Annotated in this window: 23 protein-coding genes; 12 read left to right on the top strand and 11 right to left on the bottom strand. The window is 65.2% G+C overall.

Going from position 1 to position 19,509, the window contains the following annotated elements; all coding sequences use genetic code 11:
* Nucleotides 1-25: 25 nt before the first annotated feature.
* Nucleotides 26-763, bottom strand: a complete 738-nt coding sequence (locus tag NDI89_RS07215; RefSeq protein ID WP_277520841.1) for an NAD(P)/FAD-dependent oxidoreductase — start codon at nt 761-763, stop codon at nt 26-28.
* A 190-nt stretch (nt 764-953) separates the two neighbouring features.
* On the opposite strand from NDI89_RS07215, the gene NDI89_RS07210 reads away from it, so the two are divergent.
* On the top strand, nt 954-1,475 hold the full coding sequence (locus NDI89_RS07210; protein WP_277520840.1) for an SRPBCC family protein: 522 nt from the start codon (nt 954-956) through the stop codon (nt 1,473-1,475).
* A gap of 208 nt (nt 1,476-1,683) precedes the next feature.
* Entirely contained in the window at nt 1,684-3,021 is a 1,338-nt protein-coding gene (trkA, locus tag NDI89_RS07205; RefSeq protein WP_277520839.1) for a Trk system potassium transporter TrkA, read from the top strand.
* 12 nt (nt 3,022-3,033) lie between these two features.
* Here trkA and NDI89_RS07200 read toward each other — a convergent pair whose 3' ends face one another.
* The 3 genes from NDI89_RS07200 to NDI89_RS07190 form a co-directional block, all read right to left on the bottom strand.
* Nucleotides 3,034-4,083 (bottom strand): NAD(P)/FAD-dependent oxidoreductase, encoded by a 1,050-nt coding sequence (locus NDI89_RS07200; RefSeq protein ID WP_277520838.1) that lies wholly within the window; start codon nt 4,081-4,083, stop codon nt 3,034-3,036.
* A gap of 217 nt (nt 4,084-4,300) precedes the next feature.
* Entirely contained in the window at nt 4,301-4,921 is a 621-nt protein-coding gene (locus NDI89_RS07195) for a heme NO-binding domain-containing protein (protein ID WP_277520837.1), read from the bottom strand.
* A gap of 318 nt (nt 4,922-5,239) precedes the next feature.
* Nucleotides 5,240-5,974 (bottom strand): histidine kinase N-terminal 7TM domain-containing protein, encoded by a 735-nt coding sequence (locus tag NDI89_RS07190; RefSeq protein ID WP_277520836.1) that lies wholly within the window; start codon nt 5,972-5,974, stop codon nt 5,240-5,242.
* Nucleotides 5,975-6,137: 163 nt separating this feature from the next.
* On the opposite strand from NDI89_RS07190, the gene NDI89_RS07185 reads away from it, so the two are divergent.
* From NDI89_RS07185 to NDI89_RS07165, 5 genes are all read left to right on the top strand, one after another.
* A complete protein-coding gene (locus tag NDI89_RS07185; RefSeq protein WP_277520835.1) occupies nt 6,138-6,920 on the top strand; it encodes a prephenate dehydrogenase/arogenate dehydrogenase family protein in 783 nt (260 codons plus the stop codon).
* Nucleotides 6,917-8,473 carry a small ribosomal subunit Rsm22 family protein gene (locus NDI89_RS07180; protein WP_277520834.1) on the top strand — a complete coding sequence of 519 codons (1,557 nt, stop codon included), beginning with the start codon at nt 6,917-6,919 and terminating at the stop codon, nt 8,471-8,473. The genes NDI89_RS07185 and NDI89_RS07180 overlap by 4 nt, the downstream gene beginning before the upstream one ends.
* 47 nt (nt 8,474-8,520) lie before the next feature.
* The gene (surE, locus tag NDI89_RS07175; RefSeq protein WP_277520833.1) at nt 8,521-9,327 is read left to right on the top strand and encodes a 5'/3'-nucleotidase SurE; all 807 of its coding nucleotides are present in this window, start codon (nt 8,521-8,523) and stop codon (nt 9,325-9,327) included.
* 346 nt (nt 9,328-9,673) lie between these two features.
* Complete coding sequence (locus tag NDI89_RS07170; RefSeq protein WP_277520832.1) at nt 9,674-10,069, top strand: helix-turn-helix transcriptional regulator; 396 nt, start codon at nt 9,674-9,676, stop codon at nt 10,067-10,069.
* A 280-nt stretch (nt 10,070-10,349) separates the two neighbouring features.
* The gene (locus tag NDI89_RS07165) at nt 10,350-10,478 is read left to right on the top strand and encodes a hypothetical protein (protein ID WP_277520831.1); all 129 of its coding nucleotides are present in this window, start codon (nt 10,350-10,352) and stop codon (nt 10,476-10,478) included.
* Between the two features lie 25 nt (nt 10,479-10,503).
* On the opposite strand, the gene NDI89_RS07160 is transcribed toward NDI89_RS07165, so the two are convergent.
* From NDI89_RS07160 to NDI89_RS07145, 4 genes are all read right to left on the bottom strand, one after another.
* Nucleotides 10,504-10,827 carry a hypothetical protein gene (locus NDI89_RS07160; RefSeq protein ID WP_277520830.1) on the bottom strand — a complete coding sequence of 108 codons (324 nt, stop codon included), beginning with the start codon at nt 10,825-10,827 and terminating at the stop codon, nt 10,504-10,506.
* A gap of 322 nt (nt 10,828-11,149) precedes the next feature.
* Nucleotides 11,150-12,187, bottom strand: a complete 1,038-nt coding sequence (locus NDI89_RS07155; protein WP_277520829.1) for an NAD(P)/FAD-dependent oxidoreductase — start codon at nt 12,185-12,187, stop codon at nt 11,150-11,152.
* On the bottom strand, nt 12,184-12,540 hold the full coding sequence (gene trxA / locus NDI89_RS07150; protein WP_277520828.1) for a thioredoxin: 357 nt from the start codon (nt 12,538-12,540) through the stop codon (nt 12,184-12,186). Before trxA ends, NDI89_RS07155 begins: the two co-directional genes overlap by 4 nt.
* 221 nt (nt 12,541-12,761) lie before the next feature.
* Nucleotides 12,762-13,424, bottom strand: a complete 663-nt coding sequence (locus tag NDI89_RS07145; RefSeq protein WP_277520827.1) for a class I SAM-dependent methyltransferase — start codon at nt 13,422-13,424, stop codon at nt 12,762-12,764.
* Nucleotides 13,425-13,534: 110 nt separating this feature from the next.
* On the opposite strand from NDI89_RS07145, the gene NDI89_RS07140 reads away from it, so the two are divergent.
* Both NDI89_RS07140 and NDI89_RS07135 read left to right on the top strand, forming a co-directional pair.
* On the top strand, nt 13,535-13,918 hold the full coding sequence (locus tag NDI89_RS07140) for a DUF302 domain-containing protein (protein WP_277520826.1): 384 nt from the start codon (nt 13,535-13,537) through the stop codon (nt 13,916-13,918).
* Between the two features lie 97 nt (nt 13,919-14,015).
* Nucleotides 14,016-14,765, top strand: coding sequence for a DUF2270 domain-containing protein (locus NDI89_RS07135; protein ID WP_277520825.1), 750 nt, complete (start codon nt 14,016-14,018; stop codon nt 14,763-14,765).
* A gap of 37 nt (nt 14,766-14,802) precedes the next feature.
* On the opposite strand, the gene NDI89_RS07130 is transcribed toward NDI89_RS07135, so the two are convergent.
* Nucleotides 14,803-15,951 carry an MBL fold metallo-hydrolase gene (locus NDI89_RS07130; RefSeq protein WP_277520824.1) on the bottom strand — a complete coding sequence of 383 codons (1,149 nt, stop codon included), beginning with the start codon at nt 15,949-15,951 and terminating at the stop codon, nt 14,803-14,805.
* A 284-nt stretch (nt 15,952-16,235) separates the two neighbouring features.
* Nucleotides 16,236-16,469, bottom strand: coding sequence for a hypothetical protein (locus tag NDI89_RS07125; RefSeq protein ID WP_277520823.1), 234 nt, complete (start codon nt 16,467-16,469; stop codon nt 16,236-16,238).
* A gap of 219 nt (nt 16,470-16,688) precedes the next feature.
* On the opposite strand from NDI89_RS07125, the gene NDI89_RS07120 reads away from it, so the two are divergent.
* Together NDI89_RS07120 and NDI89_RS07115 are read left to right on the top strand one after the other, a co-directional pair.
* Nucleotides 16,689-17,174, top strand: a complete 486-nt coding sequence (locus tag NDI89_RS07120; protein WP_277520822.1) for a DUF302 domain-containing protein — start codon at nt 16,689-16,691, stop codon at nt 17,172-17,174.
* Nucleotides 17,175-17,176: 2 nt separating this feature from the next.
* Nucleotides 17,177-17,737, top strand: coding sequence for a class I SAM-dependent methyltransferase (locus NDI89_RS07115; RefSeq protein ID WP_277520821.1), 561 nt, complete (start codon nt 17,177-17,179; stop codon nt 17,735-17,737).
* A 61-nt stretch (nt 17,738-17,798) separates the two neighbouring features.
* Here NDI89_RS07115 and NDI89_RS07110 read toward each other — a convergent pair whose 3' ends face one another.
* Nucleotides 17,799-18,722: a sulfite exporter TauE/SafE family protein gene (locus NDI89_RS07110; protein WP_277520820.1), complete on the bottom strand. Its 924-nt coding sequence runs from the start codon at nt 18,720-18,722 to the stop codon at nt 17,799-17,801.
* A 332-nt stretch (nt 18,723-19,054) separates the two neighbouring features.
* Here NDI89_RS07110 and NDI89_RS07105 point away from each other — a divergent pair, with 332 nt between their 5' ends.
* Nucleotides 19,055-19,426: a thioredoxin family protein gene (locus NDI89_RS07105; protein ID WP_277520819.1), complete on the top strand. Its 372-nt coding sequence runs from the start codon at nt 19,055-19,057 to the stop codon at nt 19,424-19,426.
* The last annotated feature ends 83 nt before the right edge of the window (nt 19,427-19,509 follow it).

Here is a 19,509-nt window from a genome sequence, read left to right as displayed (position 1 = left end):
ACGCTCCAGACCCGGCGGTCTCCGGTCAGTCCCGATCGACGCTCGGATGCATCGTCGGCTCCTCGTCGAGCGGGGCCGAAAACGCCTCGAGCATGCGTTCGCGGGCACGTTCATCGCGCTCCCGCCGCTCCGCGTCGTCGATCTCCTCACAGCCGGGCGGTACCTCGCGGTCGCGGCCGGTGAAGTAGCCCGCCGGGACGACCCAGTCCTGATAGAAGGGAACGTCGGCGTCGTAGAGGAGCGCGAGGGCGACTTTCGCCCCGTGGCCGGCCGCGACGATCGCCTGATGGGGTTCGTCCGCGATTCGCCCCGCGGCGTAGATCCCGTCCACGGCCGTCCGCCCGCCCTCGTCGACGCTCACGAAGTGCTTGCTCCCCCGCTGCATGCGGCCGACGTCCAGCGGCTCGAGGTAGTCGCTGGTCGGCCACGAGGCGGCGACGACGCGACGCGCCTCGAGGGGTTCGCCGCCCGCCGTCTCGAGGACGAACCCGGCCTCCAGCTCGCCCTCGACGAGGGGTTCGGCGTGGGTTACGCGCCCGAGTTCGAACTCGGCACCCGAATTTCGCGCCTGTTCGCGCGTCAGTTGCAGGTGCCGGCGCGCGTCGACGCCGTTCGGAAAGCCGGGGAAGTTCTCGAGGCTGGCGTTGCGCGCGAGGATGGACTCGCCACCGTCGACGACGAGGGTATCCAGTCCCGCGCGAGCAGTGAAAACCGAGGCGGTGAGGCCGGCGACGCCGCCGCCGACGATACAGACGTCTCGCATGGTCCCTCGTTGACTGCTCCGGGTATAGAAGGTGGCGGTGTCCGCCGGTCGGACTGCGGGTCGTCCCTTCTCGCTCTCTCCGATCCGGCGAGCGTCACCCGTCGCTCGAGGACGGAATCGAGGGGGTTCCGGCACCGAACTCGGCGGATAGTATGGCAATCCTTACTTTCCGACCCGTTCTATCACCGGTGTGGACAGAATTCTCCTCAGTACGCTCGCTCATCGGTCGCCCGAGGAGGTCTTTCCCTACGTGCAGTCCTTCCGGGAGTATCCGCGGTACACGGATCATCTGAAAGAGGTCCGTGTCAACGGCGACGGCGGCGTCGGCTCCGTCTACGACCTGCGGCTGGCCTGGTGGAAGCTCAGTTACACCGCCCGCTCGCGAGTGACCGATATTTCTGCGCCCGAGTCGCTCGCGTGGGAACTGGTCAACGATATCGACGCCCGGGGCGAGTGGCGCGTCGAACCGGAGCCGGAGTCGGCCCCGGCGGACGCGGAGACGGCGAGTCGGATCTACTTCGAGGCCGTCTATAACCCTCACTCGGCGGACAAAAACGCGATTTCGCTCCCGCGGTTCGTCTCGTTAGATTGGGTCGTCGAGAAGGTCCAGCCGAAACTGCTCGGGGAGGCCGAAACCGTGGTCGAACGGCTTGTCGCGGACATCGAGGGCCGTCCCCGAGACGTCGAGCTGACGGTCCACGAGATGCCCTGAGAACCGGGCCGCCCCGAAAAACGGCGCGTTCTCTCTGACGTTCCGTCCGCTGTTCGACCGTCTAGACGGGACGTTCCCGAACGGATCACTCGATGAGCGGCGACCGTCTCGAGTCATGCCGAACCCACTTGTCACTCGGCGGTGACGGTCGTGACATGACCGGCGGTAGCGTCAGTACGTATTCGCGATACTCGCGGGTGATGCCCTGATGCGGGTGCTCGTCGTCGGCGCGGGCGAAGTCGGATCGAATATCGCCGAGAGCCTCGACGACGACCACGACGTGGTCGTCATCGATACGGACCCCGACCGCGTCGAAGCGATCACGTACTCCGCGGACGTGCTGGCGATTCGCGGCGACGGGACTTCGATCGAGACGCTCCTCGAGGCCGGCATCGAAGACGCGGATCTGGTCATCGCGAGCACCGACATCGACGAGACGAACATCGTGGTCTGCGGCGCGGCGAAGGCCGTCGGCGACCCGTTCACGATCGCTCGCGTCAAGAAGACGAACCTCCTTCGGACCTGGGAGCAGTCGAAGGGGGCCTTCGGCGTCGATTTCATGGTCTGTACGGATCTGCAGACGGCCGAGACGATCGTCCGAATCGCCGGCTTACCCGGTGCACACGACGTCGAAACGTTCGCGGACGGACTCGTCCAGATGGCCGAGTTCGAGGTCGAAGCGGACAGCCCGATCGCCGGCGAGACGGTCTCCGACGCCGACCGATTCGAATCGCTCACGTTCGCCGCGTTGATGCGCGACGATGACGTCGTCATCCCGCAGGGAGACACGGTCATCGGGGAGGGAGACGGGGTCGTCGTCATCGGCTCGCGGGAGAGCGTTCGCGCGTTCGCGGGGTCGCTGACGACCGACCCGACGCTCGCGGATGCCCGCGAGGTCGTCATCGTGGGCGGTACCGAAATCGGGTATCAGACGGCCCGACTCTTCGAGGCGGAAGGTCTCGAGCCGCGGCTGGTCGAACGGGACCCGTCGCGTGCCCGGGAACTGGCGGAGCAGTTGCCGGGAACGCTGGTCCTGGAGAGCGACGCGACCGATATCGATTTCCTCGTTCGGGAGCACGTCGACGAGTCCGACATCGTCGTCGCCGCGCTCGAGGGGGACGAACGGAATCTGTTGGTTTCCCTGCTCGCGAAGCGACTTGGCGTCGAGCGCACGATCGGAATCGTCGAGTCGGGCGAGTACGTCGACCTCTTCGAGACGGTCGGAATCGACGTCGGCGTCAACCCCCGGCTCGTCACCGCCGAGGAGATCACCCGATTCACCCGCGACCAGCCGACGGAGAACGTCGCGATGCTCGAGTCCGATCGCGCGGAGGTGCTCGAGATCGAGGTCGAGGCCGACAGCGTGCTCTTCGAGACCTCGATCCGGGACGCGATGGCCGACCTGCCCGCCGGGGTCGTCATCGGCGCGATCAGCCGTGACGGCGAACTGATCACGCCGCGCGGAGAGACGGTCGTCGACGGCGGCGATCACGTCGTCGTCTTCGTCGATACCGCGGTCCTCGACGAGGTCACGGCGGCGGTGTGACCCCCCGTCCGTTCAGTCGGCGTCCGCGACGCGGTCGGCGACCTCGAGGCCGTTCCGAAGCGCCGCGTGGAGGCGGGCCTCGCCGGCGACCCAGTCGCCGAGGCAGTACAGGTCGTGGGATTCGGCCAGTTGCAGGGGATCGCGGGCGACGCCGTCGTCGGGCAAGGCGTACCGCCATCCCTGGTGATCGGTCCAGTCCGGGTCGCGCAGCCGGTCGTCGTCGAGGAGGTCGGCGGTCAGGGCCGCGAGTTCCTCGAGGTTCGCGGCGGCCCCCTCGTCGTAGCGCTCGACCGACCACTCGTGGTTGGCCTGTACGATCAGCAGCGACTCGCCGTCGGGCACGTGGCCCGGCTTTCGCTCCTCGCGGCCGACCCAGCCCACCTCGTGGTCCTTGTCCGTATTGACCAGGGCGTAGTAGGGTCGCTCGAGTTCGAAGGGGTAGTGGAAGATCCCGGTCCAGATCGTCCGGAACGGGACCGCGTCGATCGCGTCGACCAGCGAGTCGCGGACGTCGGCGTCCCAGCGAGCAGCCCGCAGTAGCTCGGCCGTCTGCGGGGCCGGCGGGTTCAACAGGAGCGCGTCGTAGGGCCCCCAGCGGGTTCCGTCGGTGTCCTCGAGGAGCCAGTTGCCGTCGTCGGTCTCGTCGGTCCGGATCACCGTCTCGACCCGCGTCTCCCGTTCGACGGTGGCGTCGGTCCGAGCGAACAGTCGCTTCGCGATCTGCGTCAGTCCCCGCCGGTAGGTCCACTTGTGCCCGTCGCGACCGTCCCCTTCGGAGACGTCGCCCTCGCCGTCGAAGGTCCAGACCGGGTCCGTGACGTCGACCAGTCCCTCGGTATCCAGCGTCTCGGTCAGTAGCTCGACGACCCGCTCGTCGTCGGATCTCACGTAGTTCGCACCGTAGTCGTAGACCGTCTCGCCGCGACGCCGCGTCGCGGCGCGGCCACAGACCCCGCGGGACTTCTCGAGGACGGTTATCGCTGGGTCCTCGAGCGTCTCCTCGAGGGCCTCCGTTGCGGCTGCGGCGGCTGCGCCCGCACCGACGATTCCGATTCGCGTCATGGTCACAGTTCGGACTCGCGGCGTGAAGTAATCCGACCCAAACAGCGGAGGAGCGTCGTAGCTGACACAGTGTGGCGGAGGGGAGAGCTGCCGACGACGCGTGGCGGCAGGGAAGCTGCCTCGGTCCGCTGCCGACGACGCGTGGCGGCAGGGAAGCTGCCTCGGTCCGCTGCCGACGACGCGTGGCGGCAGGGAAGCTGCCTCGGTCCGCTGCCGACTAGTGGTTCGATCCGGCCGAGGTCTCGTTTCCGTCCGTCTCCCTGTCGATCAGCCGGTTCGCTCGTCGTCGCGTCGTCGTGCTATCGACGGCGACGATCTCACACTGCGATGCACCCTCGTGCATGCAGCGACGCTCGTAGACCTCGAGCGATTCGTCGTCGTAGTCACCGATTCCCTCGACCAGTCCGATCGCCACGTCACACAGCTCTCTCGCGGAACCGTAGGTGACCAGCGCCACGCCGTCGTCGATCCGCGTCGCGGCGATGGCGGGCGGTTCGTACGCCAGCGAGTCACCGGTTCGGAGGGCCTGGTGGATGGTCTCTTCGACGTTCTCGATCAGCTCGAGCCACGTCCACGACTCGTCGATGTAGACGCCGTACATGTCAACGAGCGTCGGCACGACGTATCGACCGAACGATCGGAGGAGTCGGGGTTCCTCGACGCCGGATATCTCGACGGCGGCCTCGACGAGTGCGAGGAGTTCCGCGTCCGGATACGAGGCGACGGGGGTGTACCGCTTCCCTTCGACGCCGCCCCCCTCTCGAATGCGGTCCCAGGTCGGTCTGTCGTACGTGTCGACGACGAATTCCTTGAGCCCGACAAATATGATCCCGTGCATGTCTCGTATCGAATCGGATTCGAATCGTCCCGCTCGCGTCACGGAGATGGATTCACACCGCGCTGTTCGGTGAATGCGGCGACCCCCAGTCAGATCCGCCCGCTGTCGTTCGTGTGCCGAGAACGTACGGAATTAGTATAATTCTACTCCCAAATCACGTTGGTCGGTCCGTTTCCGGGTCTGCGAGCTCGTGGTCACGGCGAGTGCGTCCGCATCGACGATTTCGACTCGCGCCGTAGCCGACGGTGGGATTCGAGCCTCGAACTCACGTCGGCCGACCCCGTCGCTCGCTGCCGGTCGGCTGCGGAAAACGGCCCGTCAATGCAGCAAGTCCACGACCCAGCGGTACGGGCGCGGGAGCGTCAGGTACCGTTTCTGCTGGGCCTGCACCCAGCCGATCGTGGTGAGGCCGCCGGCGATCAGCGGGGCGATCGAGGCGGTGCCGGCGAGGAAGACGGCGCTCACGAGAATCGCGACGGCCGTCACACTGCCGACGACGGCGTAGCCGGCCGTGTATCGAACGTCCGTCTCGTTTCGCCACGCGAGGCCGAAGAGCACCGCGCCGGCCCCGAACAGTGCGACGAGAAACGCCGTGTGCACCCAGTAGCCGACGGCCGGCTCGATTACGGTAAAGGCCGACGAGACGGGCGAGCTGTCGGGCACGGTCCAGTAGAGCGCGTGTGCCGGGTTCGTGATCGCGAGGGCGATATCGAGTCCGGCGACCAGCGCGACGACCCGGTAGACCGTCCGCCGATAGGGGAGCAACGGCGTGCTGCTCGCCGTGCTGGCGAACAGCAACCAGCCGAGGCCGGCCAACACGGCACCCAGCGTCGCGATGCTGAAGAAGAACCCTTTCACCATCGGTCGCGGATCCATCACCTGCGCCGCGAACAGGCCGTTCCAGACCGCGACTCCCATGAGGAACACGATGTACGCGAGCCCGTTGTCCCGATCCCGGTAGGCGATGGCCGTCGCCAGATACGGATAGGAGGTCAAGACGACGAGAAGAGCCCCAGCTGCGAGCGCGACGGGCACTAGCTGGGAGACGTTCATACGCCAACTCTCCGCGGAGGTAACTTGTATATTCCGACGGTTTACTGGCCCCGCCTCGAGCGGTCGGCGAGGAGTAACGACCTCGTTCCGCTCGAGCGAGCTGACAGTCGTGCGAGTCGGTCGATCGAACGGCTTTTGCAACGCCGGCAGGTAGGAGCGGGCAATGGACGTACTGATCGTCGGCGCGGGGTCGATGGGGACGTGGTTCGGGGAGGCCGTCGACGCCCGAGTCACGTTCGCCGACGTCGACCGGGAGGTGGCGGCAGCCGCGGCCGAACGGGTCGAGGGCGACGTGACCGACCTCGAGGCCGGCACGACGTACGATATCGTCTGCCTCGCGGTCCCGATGACCCGCGTGACCGACGCGATCGCCGAGCAAGCAGCGCGCGCCGAGCGGGCGGTCGTCGACGTCTCGGGCGTGATGGAACCCGCGATCGAGGCCATGCGGCGTCACGCCCCCGACCTGGAACGGGTGAGCCTGCACCCGCTCTTCGCACCCGAGCGTGCGCCCGGCTCGATCGCGGTCGTCCGGGATCGATCGGGACCGGTGACGGACGAGCTCCTCGCGGCGCTCGAGTCGCGGGGGAACGAGTTGCTCGAGACGACGGCGGCCGATCACGACGAGGCCATGGAGTCGGTACAGGCGGCCGCCCACGCCGCCGTCCTCTCCTTCGCGCTGGCCGCGGAGTCGGTTCCCGACGGGTTCGAAACGCCGATCTACGACGGACTTCGACAGCTCGTCCGACAGGTGACCGGCGGCACGCCGCGGGTCTACGCCGACATTCAGGAGACCTACGACGGTGCCGAGGCGGTCGCCGACGCCGCCGCCGCGATCGCGGCCGCCGACGCCGACGAACTCGAGTCGCTGTACCGGGAGGCGACGGCGGGCTGGCGGGACCGCGGGGACGACCGACCCGAGGGCGGTTCCGGGAGTGATTCCGAATGACCGACCAACGCGAATCGATTCGATCGAACGCGAAATATCTGCGGAACGTCCGCCCGGTGGACCCCGACGAGATCTGCGAGTACGTCGAAGGAAACCCCCACCCCGCAGTCGTTCGGCAACATCTCCGCGAGGACGCCGCCGATCTCGGCCTGATCGAGCGCGACGACGGGACCTTCGTCCCCGTTGACGACGACCCGGTCGGACCGCGCCGGGGGCCGGTCGAGCGGTTTCCCGCCGAGTACGAGGACCGACTCGAGGACCTGCTGGTCGACCGCTACGGCCCCAACTGGGAGGACGGGGCGTCCGGCGACCTGCTCCGGTCGACGGTCCGCCGGTTCAAAGCCGACTACCTCGACGGCCGAGCGGTCGAGTACGACGACGACGTCGCGGCGGGCTACGCGATCTACCACCTGCCGGGCTACTACGCGGCGATCCAGTACGCCCTGGACGATCTCGCGGAACGCGGATTGCTCGATCGGACCCTTCGAGTTCTCGACGTCGGTGCGGGGGTGGGCGGCCCAGCCCTCGGGCTCTGTGACTACCTCCCCGACGACGCCCTGCTCGAGTACCACGCGGTCGAACCGAGCGCGGCCGCGGACGTGCTCGAGGAACTCCTCGCGGAGACGGGACGGAACGTTCACACCACGATCCATCGAGCGACCGCGGAGGAGTTCGACCCGAGCGACGCTATCTCAGGCGACGGCGATGGGTTCGACCCGACCACACCGGACGACGGCTTCGATCTCGTCCTCGCCTGTAACGTCCTGAGCGAACTCGAGGAGCCGGCTGCAGTCGCGCGATCGCTCCTCGAGACGCTCGCGCCCGACGGCACCCTCCTCGCGATGGCACCCGCGGACAAGAACACGAGCGTACAGTTGCGCGAGGTCGAACGGGAACTCGAGGGCGAGCGGCTCTGGGAGCGGTCGGCGGTCGATTTCGACGAGACGGACGACGAGAGCCCGAGACGCTACCGACGCGGCGAGGTGACGGTTTACGGCCCGTCGGTTCGGCTCTGGCCCGGCGAAACGCCGTCGGATCGGGGCTGGTCGTTCGACGTCCGACCGGATCTGGCGGTCCCGTCGGTGCAGCGGCGACTCGACGAGGCCGCGCCGAGCGACGACGACGAGCACGCGCCGGGCGAGTTCGTCAACGTCGACGTCCAGTTTTCGTACTCGCAGCTTCGCCTCGACGGCCGGCGGCGGATCGACATGGCGCTCGGGACGAACGAATGTGCGCAGATGGCCGAGATGGAACGCCACGTCACCGAGCGGATCGATCTGATCGCGGCGAAGCTCAGTCGGTCGCTCTCCGACGACGGGACCGCCGGTCGCGGCAGCGGACGATCGAACCCCCTGTTCAAAATCAGTGACGGCAGCGAGGACACCGATCACTACGCCGTCGTCACGAGGGAGACCGCGCTCAACCGGCCGCTGCTCGAGGCCGACTACGGCGACGTCTGTTCGTTCGAGAACGTCCTCGCGCTCTGGAACGACGACGAGGGGGCGTACAATCTGGTCGTCGACGGGGAGACGATCGTCGACCGGATCGCGTGAGATGAAAAAGCGGTGGGCTTTTCGCGCCGCCGTCCGACCGGGGTGACATGAGCGACGACCTCGAGATCCTGTTGACCAACGACGACGGGATCGACAGCACCGGTATCAGGGCGCTGTACGATGCGCTTTCGGACCACGCCAACGTGACCGTCGTCGCCCCGGCCGACGACCGAAGCGCCTGCGGCCGGTCGCTCTCACACGAGGTCGACGTCGACGAGCGAGACCTGGGATACGCCGTCCACGGAACGCCCGCCGACTGCGTGGTCGCCGGCCTCGCCGAACTCGGCCCGTTCCCAGACCTGGTCGTCGCGGGCTGTAACAAGGGCGCGAACCTCGGCGAATACGTCCTCGGACGATCGGGAACGATCAGTGCGGCCGTCGAAGCGGCCTTCTTCGACGTCCCCGCGATCGCGACGTCGCTGTACGTGCCCGCCGAGGACACGCCCTTCGACGAGGTCGAACTGACGGCCGCAGAGTACGCCGAAGCGACTCGAGTGACGAGCTATCTGGCCGAGCACGCCCTCGAGGCGGGCGTGTTCGACCACGCGGCCTATCTCAACGTCAACGTTCCCCTGCCGGACGGCGAGCCGGCCCCCATCGAAATCACGCGCCCCTCGAAGCGCTACGAGATGGACGCCGAGCGCGACGGTACACGCGTTACGCTTCACGACCGCGTCTGGAGCGACATGGACCCCGACTCGCTCCCCGACCCCGAGGGAACCGACCGCCGCGCCGTCGTCGAGGGGCGCATCAGCGTCTCGCCGCTGACCGCACCCCACTCGACGAACCACCACGACGCGCTCGACGCGCTCGCCAGGACCTACCGCGAGACCGTGGAGCCGACCGACGGCTGAGGACCGCGCCGATCCGTCGCGGTCGCCCTCGAGACTCCCTCTCCGAGCCGCGACGCGGCCACCAACGACCGCTCGAGCCGACTCGAGTCGGCGAAACCGATGACTACTGGTGTGTCACGCGCGTAGCACGTGTCTTTACGGGACCGCTTTCCGGTTGTCGACGAGCCTGTCGGTCGCGGAAAGTGATAACTGACTTGCGGGTCGCAAGGTCGCCGCTATTCGAGGCCCGCACCGTCACGATAGTCACGGCGTAACAACTGGACTCCAAACATGTTATATGAAGAGCATAAAAGCAAGGTAGGTGGGCGTTCAAGATACGACAGTCCCAACGGAGCGTGATCAACAGATGGTATTCAATTCACTCTGGACTCGCCTTTCGTCTCTCTGGAACGGATCGACCAACGAGTCCTCATCGGGTGAGTCCGCCGCGACGCCAGCCGATGAACCGAGTACAGACGCCGACGACGAGACGTTGAGCTACGCCGAAGACATCGAATACGGCGTCGACGAACGCGAACTCCCCGACGAGGACAAGATTCTCAGACTGCTCGTCAAACGCGGCGGCCGCGTCGACCAATCGACCGTCCGGGAGGAAACCGGCTGGTCTCAGGACCGTCTCGCCGACGTCATCGACCGTATGGAAGACGACGACCAGATCAGCGCGATTACCGTCGGTCGAAAGCGCGTGATCTGTCGGCGCGGATTCGAACCGAAAGGCTATCGCGGGCATCTCAACGAGTGACAGCCCCCATGTCAGCGACCGACGATGGGCCCCGTTCCTGACCGGTAGTTCGGCTCGAGCCGCTCGGCACCGATCGGCGCTGTTTCCCCTTCCGGTCGCACCCGGCGCGAGCCCCGAGAATCGGACGCGACCAGTCGGTCTCGAGCACCGATCCGCTATTGCACGTTCGGACGACCGAACAGACACCGAGCGCTCGTCCAGTCTCGGGACACCTGCTCGATCACGACTGTTTCCTTACGTAGACCATCACGTTTAAGCGGACGAGTTCCGATCACGAGATATGGACATTAACGAATTCCTCGACGGAGAGTCGCTCACCGGTCGACAGGCGGGACTGATTTTCATCGGGTTCCTCAGTTTCGTCGTCCTTTCCGGAGTCGCGCTGGTACTGTTCAGAGGGCTGTTTTGACCGACATCGACTCCCTCGATCGGCTCTACTCCTCGAGTTCCGTGTCGTACTCGTACTGATTGGCAGAGAGCGAATCTGAAAAACTGATATCGAACCCGAGATCGAACGTATTCGAACTGTCCCCGGTGACCGTCACGTCTCGGCGTTTCGTATAGGTGTCTCCCCCGGAAATATCGACCTGACCGATCAGCGTGCTGGATTTCGACGAGCCGCTATCGTTGGTGATCGTGACAGTGAGAACGATGTCCCCGAGCGAGGTGGTCCGAGAATCGACGTTTTCGATCTCTAACCCGCCAGTAACCCCGCTAAGACTCTCGGAACAACCCGCCAGCGCTGTTATCGTCGCCACACCTGCTCCCCCGAGTATCGCTCTTCGACTTGATTTCATGACGCCACAGTAGTTATATTCTTCACTTTTGAGTGCTTCGATTACGCCCGTTCTCGTTGAAACTCGTTGTACAGTCCGGATAGTTTGTTACCGATCACGGATACTGCCAGCGGGTCGCTTCCATCGTGCTCTTTCGCAGTCACTGGCTATCGGCTATCTACCAGTCCCCGGTTTCGTCGGGATCCGTCTCCCGCAACCGAACCGAGACGACAATCCTATCCGCTAAGTCCTCGACGGTTAACAGATCGATCGTGTTCACGCTCCAATCAGTCGTCACCCTCCGCTACGCTCGAGCCGTGGGTTTCTGCCGACGTAACCGCGCCGTCTCGAGCCATTCTTCGGCATCCAGCGCGGCCATGCTGCCCATTCCGGCCGCAGTGATGGCTTGCTGGTAGCCGGGATCCATCACGTCCCCCGCAGCGAAGACGCCACTGACCGCAGTCGCCGTCGTCGCCCACGCGTCGGTGTCGGTGATCCGCACGTAGCCGTCGTCGTCGAGTTCGACTGGTGTGTCCCGCACGAACTCGGTGTTGGGCGTGTGGCCGATCGCGTAGAAGACGCCGCCGACATCGACGGTCGCGCGATCGATGTCGACGCCGCTCGCGGCCTTCTCCCCGGGATAACCGTCCGGGTGTGAGACGAGCGTCGCCCCGGTGACGCCGTCTTCCTGCGAGCCGTGGATCGCCTCGAGCTCCGTATTCCAGCGGAACTCGATGTCCTCGTGGTCGCGGGCACGGTCGGCCATGATCTCGGAGGCGCGCAGTTCCTCGCGGCGGTGAACGACCGTCACGTTGTCGGCGAACTTCGCGAGGAAGAGCGCCTCTTCCATCGCTGAATCGCCGCCGCCGACGACGAGGACGTCGTCCCCGCGGTGGAACGCGCCGTCGCAGGTCGCACACGTCGAGAGACCGTACCCCATCAGTTCGTCTTCGCTGTCGGCGCCGACCCAGCGAGCGCTCGCGCCGCTCGCCACGATCAACGCGCGCGTTCGGAGGACGTCGCCGTTCGAGAGTTCGAGTTCGGACGGGCGCTCCTCGAGCGTCGCATTCTCGACAGTGCCGTGAGTGAACTCGGCACCGAAGCGCTCCGCCTGATCCGTTCCGTTTTTGATCAGCTCCATCCCGCCGACGCCCTCGGGGAAACCGAGGTAGTTCTCGACGTCCGTCGTCAGCGTCAGCTGACCGCCCGGTTCGGGCCCCTCGAGTACCAGCGGCTCGAGATCGGCCCGAGCGGCGTAGACGGCCGCCGAGAGGCCGGCGACGCCGGAGCCGACGATCACGACGTCACGGACGTCTCCAGTCGCGTCTGTTTCCTCGTTCATTCGGTGTGTCTCTCGATCAGGGTACGGAGTCGGTCTTCCGGCAGCGCACCGGACTGCTGTTCGACCTGTTCGCCGTCCGCGAAGAGGACGAGCGTCGGGACGCCGCGAACGCCGAACGAGCCCGCGAGTTGCTGGTGTTCGTCGACGTCGACCTTGGCGATCACGGCCTCGGTCGTGTCTGCCAGCCCCTCGAGGACGGGATTGAGCATCTGACAGGGCCCGCACCAGTCGGCGTAGAAGTCCACGAGGACGACGTCGTGTGCCGTCGTGACGTCCTCGAGGTGACGTCTGCCGTCGATGTAGATCGGTTCGTCGAGCGATTCACCGGAGGTACCGCGTGCATCAGTTGCCATCACCACTACGTATGCACTGATAGCGTTTAAAGGTTTTGTGTAGTATGCACAATATTGGATGAGGGGATTTGGGATGAACCTCGTGTAGCGCACATGGTAGTGAACGGAGTAACCAGCTAAGGGCGCCGAATAGTGGTCCATCATAGATATTGGAGTGACATAGCGACGCATTCGGCGATCGAATCGTCCCGGTCGGTTTTGCACATACAGATAACAATCGGCTATTCGACGGAGTCGATCGACTCCGCCGCGGGACTCGCGTCGAAGCGCGCGAAATACCCGACTCGCGTTCCGGCACGCGCGTCGAACGCCAGTCCCCGCTGTTCGATACGGCGTCGCAACCCTTCGAATCCGACGAAATGCGGATCGGGGAGCGACTCGCCGACGACGAGTCGGCCGTCGGGTTTCAGGACTCGCTCGAGTTCGTCGAGGGCTCGCTCCCGGTCGGGAATCTCGCCGAGAACGAGGACCAGATACGCGGCGTCGAACGTGTCGTCCGGGTACGGAAGCGAGCGCGCGTCGCCGCGGACCGGTTCGACGTTCGACTCGCCTTCCTGTCGCATTCGCGTTCGGAGGTGTTCGACCATCTCCGATTGGACGTCCACGGCGTGCAGCGTCCCCGCCGGTTCGATCGCTCGCGCAACCGTCCCCGTGTAGTAGCCCGTTCCCGGGCCGACTTCGAGAAGACGTTCACCGGGCCGGGGCTTGAGCACGTCTCGCAGCCTCGAGCGAGTGATGACCGGACGCGGGAGGTCGATCGCGTGGCGCTGGGCGTACGGACACGGTGACGGGTTCGATCGCCACCGGAGGGCATATCCGAGTCCGGCGAGCAGCGGAAGCGCGAGCAGGGCCACCATCGCTCGGACGGGACGACGAGAGACCATAGTAACATCTCCACCGCGGACGGACTACAGTCTTCCGCGAACTGACGTACGTGCCGCGGGCTTGCTGTTGCTACCCCAACGACGACCGTTCTCGAAATCGGTCGTACAGTATGTCCTATACGCTCCGTACCCGAGTCGACGGCGGATTCGACGACGTCGTCGAAAAAACGCTCGACGCCCTCGAGGACGAGGGGTTCGGCGTGCTCTGCGATATCGACGTCCGAGACACGTTGAAGAAGAAACTCGACGAGGACTTCCGACAGTACAGAATCCTGGGTGCGTGCAATCCGCAGTTGGCCCATCAGGGACTCGAGGACGATCTCGAACTCGGGACGTTGCTCCCGTGCAACGTCGTCGTCTACGACGATGACGACGGCGTCGTCGTCAGCGCGGTCGATCCGCGGCGTCTGATCGGTGTCGCCGAGAACGACGACCTCGACCCGATCGGCGACGACGCGTCCGAACGCTTCAAACGGGTTCTCGAGTCGCTGTAGTCGGGTCCGAGAGCGGCCGTTCGAGGTCGGTCTCGTCCCGTTCACGGTTCGTCCCGACGCCGCGTTCGCTTATGGGACAGGGCGGTGTCCGTCGTACATGGTAGATTCGAACGACGACGACGAGTTCGATCCAAAGGCGCCCGAACAGCGGGAGATCGGCCGCGAAATGGTCGACGAGAGTACGGGCCTCGGGTCGGTGATGGCCCACGCGTACCGGGGCGAGCTCGGCCGGGTAGACACGTGGCGACAGCGCCTCGACCAGACGACGACGTGGGCGGTGACCGTGATGGCGGCGATCCTGACGTGGGCGTTCTCGAGTCCCGATAACCCCCACTACATCCTGCTGATCGGCATCGTGATCGTCACGGTCTTCCTCGGCATCGAGGGGCGACGGTACCGCGACTACGACGTCTTCCGGTCGCGCGTTCGGATTCTGCAGGAGAACCTGCTCGCGACCGCTCTCGATCCGTCCCAGGGGGTCGAACACGTCGACTGGCGAGCGGAACTGAGTCGGGACTACCGCGAGCCCACGGTGAAGGTACCGATGCGGGAAGCTCTCGCGAATCGCCTGCAGCGCGTGTATCTCGCACTGCTCGGCGTCCTCCTCGTCGCGTGGGTCTTCAGAGTGACCGCGTTTGCGGGACGCGAAGACTGGATCGAAACCGCTGCGATCGCTCGAATCCGGGGGCCGATCGTGATCGCAGTCGTCGTCGCGTTCTACGTCGCCCTGCTCGCGATCGCGCTGTGGCCGCGAGAGCGCCAGGCGAAGGGTGAATTTCGCAAAGAGAACGGGGCAGGAGGCGACTGGAAGGAGTCCGATACGGAAGACGAGCCGCGGAATCGATGATCGACCGCGGGGAACCGATTCGAGCCCGCTGCGCGAACTAGGCCGCGCAGTTGTTCGGCCCTAACTCGAGTTCCGTCGCCTCGGACTCGTCCTCGGGCGGCTCCGAACCCGTGTTGATCTCGATCACGCGCTCGTAGTTCGGCGGCTTGTCGGGCGCGTTGTCGACCAATCGGTCCACGAACTCGTCCTCGTCCAGTCCCAGCAGGTCGAGGTCGTCGCGGAGGTCACCCAGTCGAGCGCCGATCAGGTCGCCGGGCGAGCCGACCTCGTATCGGTTATCTTCCGTGACCGAAACGTGGCCCGGAAGGATCCGCGTCTCGTCCGGTAGCTCGAGGACGGTCTCGTGGAGCGACTCGTAGAGCAGTTCGGCACCTCGCGCCGCATCTTCGTCACCGAATTGAAGCTCCGTGCGGCCGACGGACTCGACGAACAGCGTGTCGCCGGTCAGCAACGCCTCGCCGTCGATCAGGTAGTTGACCATCTCGGACGTGTGCCCCGGCGTGTGGAGCGCTTCGATCTCGATCTCGCCGAGCTCGATCGTTTCGCCGTCTGCCAGGGGTTCGTAGTCGTACTCGACACCCCGTTCGCTCGCGTGTTCTCCGAGGTGGTACGATACGTCGAGTTCGTCCGCGAGCTTCGGCCCACCCGAGATATGGTCGGCGTGGACGTGGGTATCGAGGACGCGCTCGATCGTCAGCCCGGCCTCCTCGGCGACGATCTTGAACTGGTCCGTCTGACGGGTCGCATCGACGACGACGGCCGACTCGGCGTCCCTCGAGCCGACGATATAGCCGAGACAGCCCTTCGCCCGCCGCTGCAACTGGACGATAACGAGGTCGTCGTTTTCGGTCTCGACGGGGACGATCTCGTAGACTTTACTCCAGTCCTCCATGCCGCCCTTTACGACGGCCACGTCGTCGTAGTCGTGCTGCTCGAGTTCGAAGCTGAACGGCGTCGAGGTGAGTCCCTTTCCGCAGATCGCGACGACCGAATAGCCGTCTCTCGCCGCTCCGACGCGCTCGAGCTCTGCGTCTGTGATCTCGTCATCCGGGCCGAAGGGAACGTTTTCGGCGCCGTGGATCCGCCACCCCTCGTAACTGTCCTCGGGCCGCGTATCGACGAGCGTGAACGCCTCGTCCGAATCGATCATCTCCGCGAGCCGCTCGGGGGAAATCTGGTTCACCATTGAAATCACCCTGCAATACTATCTGGCGCGAGGCCACGGATAGTTCTCGTCCCTGCACAAGCGCCCACGGCCACCGAGACGAGTACCGACCGATCCGAGGGAAGACGGTCTCGGTCGGAATTAGCCCCAATTCCAGTGCTCTCCCGCCATCGTCGGGAGTTCGGCGAGTTCCGGTTCCTCACGTACCGAGTTCCGGCGAGCGATGGCAGCCACTGAACCGGTTTACCCACTGACCGCAACGCTGTCGTGCGGTCAGGTGTGCAATGACTTTCGGTGGCTATAGTTCACGCTTGGCAGTCCGAACGGCGTGTCCGGAACCGCAGGAGAGCGCCGATCACGCCGAGTGTGACGAGAGTGACCGCTAACTGGACGTATCCGCTGGTCGCGCTTCCAGTCGCAGCACCGCCGGCGACGGCAGCGGTGCCACCGACCACGAGGCCGCCGGTTCCGAGACAACAGAGGCTCGCGACTCCCGCGAGACCCAGGAGCGACCGTCGGGAGGCCGAGTCGGAGTCCATGAGTCCATTTCCGATCGGATACCCGTAAATGTATTGTGACGTTTTTCGGCCCTAGCGGACGGCCCAGCCTTTCAGGACGGACGAATCGTGATTCTGCCGGTCCCGGTAGCTCTTCACGAAGCGTCGATCGCGTTTCCGGTGACTCGTCGCTCACCCGGCGACGTCGGGAGATTACGGGGGTCGAAAGTCATTTGTATTGAACACCCAATACTCTACACAATGGTGCTACCCATTGACCCGAGTCAGATCGATCCGGACGACATCGGTGCGAAACAGACCACCCTCGAGATGGACCACGAGGCGGCGATCGAACACGTCCGCGAGGTGTTCACCGACGCCGGCTTCGGGGTTCCGGTCGAATTTTCCCCGTCGGACTTGCTCAACGAGAAGGTCGACAGAGAGGCGCGAAGCGCTTCAAGCAGTCGGACGCAGTCCGACGACGCCGACCGCGATCCCTACTACGTCCTCGGGGCGTGTAATCCGGCGGTTGCCGACCGCGCGCTCGAGGCGACCGACGGGAAGATGGGCGGACTCTTCCCGTGTAACGTCGTCGTCCGGGAGGAAGAACCCGGTCGACAGCGCGTCTACCACGTCTCGATCATGCGAATCGCGCGGCTCGTCGGCATGGCTCCGGACGACGACGAGATGGCTGACATCGTGGCGGAGACGGGCGAACTGGTCGATACCGCGTTCGAGAACCTGTAACCATGGGATACCATACGTTCGGCGCCGAGCGAGCGGACAAGTTAGAGGTGGCCGGACGGCGCTATCGGTTCGTCTCGGCCGAGGAACTGCTGTGGGCGCTCTCGCTCTCGTCGGACGAGACCGTCGCTGATCTCGGGAGCGGGACCGGTTTCTTCACCGACGACGTCGCGCCGCACGCCGGCGAGGTCTACGCGGTCGACGTCCAGGAGGCGATGCACGAGTACTACCGGGAGAAGGGCGTCCCGGCGAACGTCGACCTCGTGACCAGCGACGTGAGCGAGCTGCCGTTCGACGACGGCGACGTCGACGCCGCGTTTTCGACGATGACCTATCACGAGTTCGCGAGCGACGAATCGTTGGCCGAGGTTCGGCGAGTTCTCGCTGCCGACGGCCGCCTCGTGATCGTCGACTGGGCGGCGACCGGATCCGGCGAGGACGGTCCGCCGGTCGACGAGCGGTATAGCGCCGCCGAGGCGACAGCGGCCCTCCGCGAGACCGGGTTCGAGATCGAACACGAGGCCGTCCGCCCGGAGACGTTTCTGCTGATCGCGACGCTCGAGTGAGAGCGGACCCGGTGTGCTCGAGCGGGATGGTACTCGTTCTGCTCTCGCTGACGAAGTGATCCTAGAAGAACAGCGCCGGGACGGTGTTCCGGAAGATGTTGAGCGAGATGACGAACAGGAGTCCGACGACGAACCAGTTGAACGTTCGCTCGTCGAACTCGAGGCGCCGGAGGTACGTGCCCAGCAACAATCCGACGATGGTAACAACCGCGATCACCGAACCGAGCCAGAGCCGGTATGTGGTCAGTAGGTCGGTAAACAGCGCCATCTGAACGATACGGACCGTGAAAATCGTTCCGAGCACCATCGATAGCCCGCCGATGTATCGCTCGGTGTCGCGTTCGAAGGTGTGGAAGTACGCCGGGAGCAGCGGCCCGAGATTCGCGAACGCGAGCAGAAAGCCCTGGGAGAATCCGGCTGCGCCGAGGGCGAACGGGTGGTGTGCCTCCTCGACCGTGACGAAGTTCTGGACGAGCTGGAAGGCCACGTAGCCGAGGAGGACGAGACCGATCACGAACGCGACGATCGGGCCGGCGCTGAACGCCGCCAGCGCCGCCACGCCGATGACGGTCCCCGCGATCGCGAGCACGAGGAGCGCCCACTCCTCGCGAACGAACGCCCGTCCCGTTCCGGTTTCGGCGATCTGGAACATGTTGAGCATCCACGGCGGAATCGCCAGAACGACGACGGCGACGGTCGGATCGATCACCGACGCGACGATCGGCGTCATGATGAGCGAATACCCGAAGCCGGTCATTCCCTTGACGGCGCCGGCGACGACAGCGACTAGGACCAGTCCGGCGAGCAGCCCGCCGGAGAGATCGGACTGGACGCCGTCCCCGACATTCTCGAATCCGGGAAAGAGGACGATCGAGGCGACGAGGACGGCCACCGTCGCGCCGACCATCGTCACTTCTCGGTATCGGAACTCGAGGAGATTGGTGAGGAACTGTCCGACGTCGACTCTGGATTCGGGGGCACTCATGCTGGTTTGACGGTGGATAGAGACGGCACGAGGCCGTCGTTTTCAGGGTATCAGCACTCTCGACGTATTCGACTGTGCGATACGGCGAGATTTATCGCGGCTCGGGTCACCGCCAGTCGCAGAATGTAGCGAACCGGGCCTGTTCGGAGACGTTTACGAGGGTTTCTCGGACAGCACCGCGTCATAGATGGCGGTGATATTCACTGCTATTTCCGCAGATCGGCGGTAGTAACCGGTGAACGGCTCTCACCTGTGGCTCGCGCTACCGGCCGGGGGCAGTATTGTTCCCTTTCCACAAAACACTGAAATACGTCCGCGCCCTACTACCAGTGATGACTGACACAACGCCCTCGGAGCCGACCGACGACGGCCGCCCGGCTGAAAAACCCGTCCAGTTGAACGACGTAGCCGACTACGACGAACTGCTCGCGACACACGACCTCGTCCTGCTCGAGTTCGTCACGTCCGGCTGTGGCATCTGCGCGTCGATGGAGCCGGTACTCGGCGCGGTCGCACGCAGCGCACCGGGAATCGTAGCGACGGTCAACGCCGGCCTCGTTCCCGATCTCGCCGCCGAGTTCGGCATCCAGAGCGTCCCGACGCTCGTCGTCCTGCGCGACGGTGAGGAGGTCGCCCGCCTCGACGACGGCTTCCAGCAGGCCGAACCGCTCGTCGATACGCTCGAGACACACGCAGTGCAGTAACGCGGTCCGAGGGAACGAGATCCGATTATTCGATAGAACGCGTTTCAGCAGTAGTGATATTCCATCGATCGCTGAACAGAAAC

Source organism: Natrinema salsiterrestre, from assembly GCF_029502005.1.
GTDB classification, from domain to species: Archaea; Halobacteriota; Halobacteria; order Halobacteriales; family Natrialbaceae; genus Natrinema; species Natrinema salsiterrestre.
Note: the sequence above shows the minus strand (reverse complement) of the source record. Positions and strands in the feature narration are given on the sequence as shown.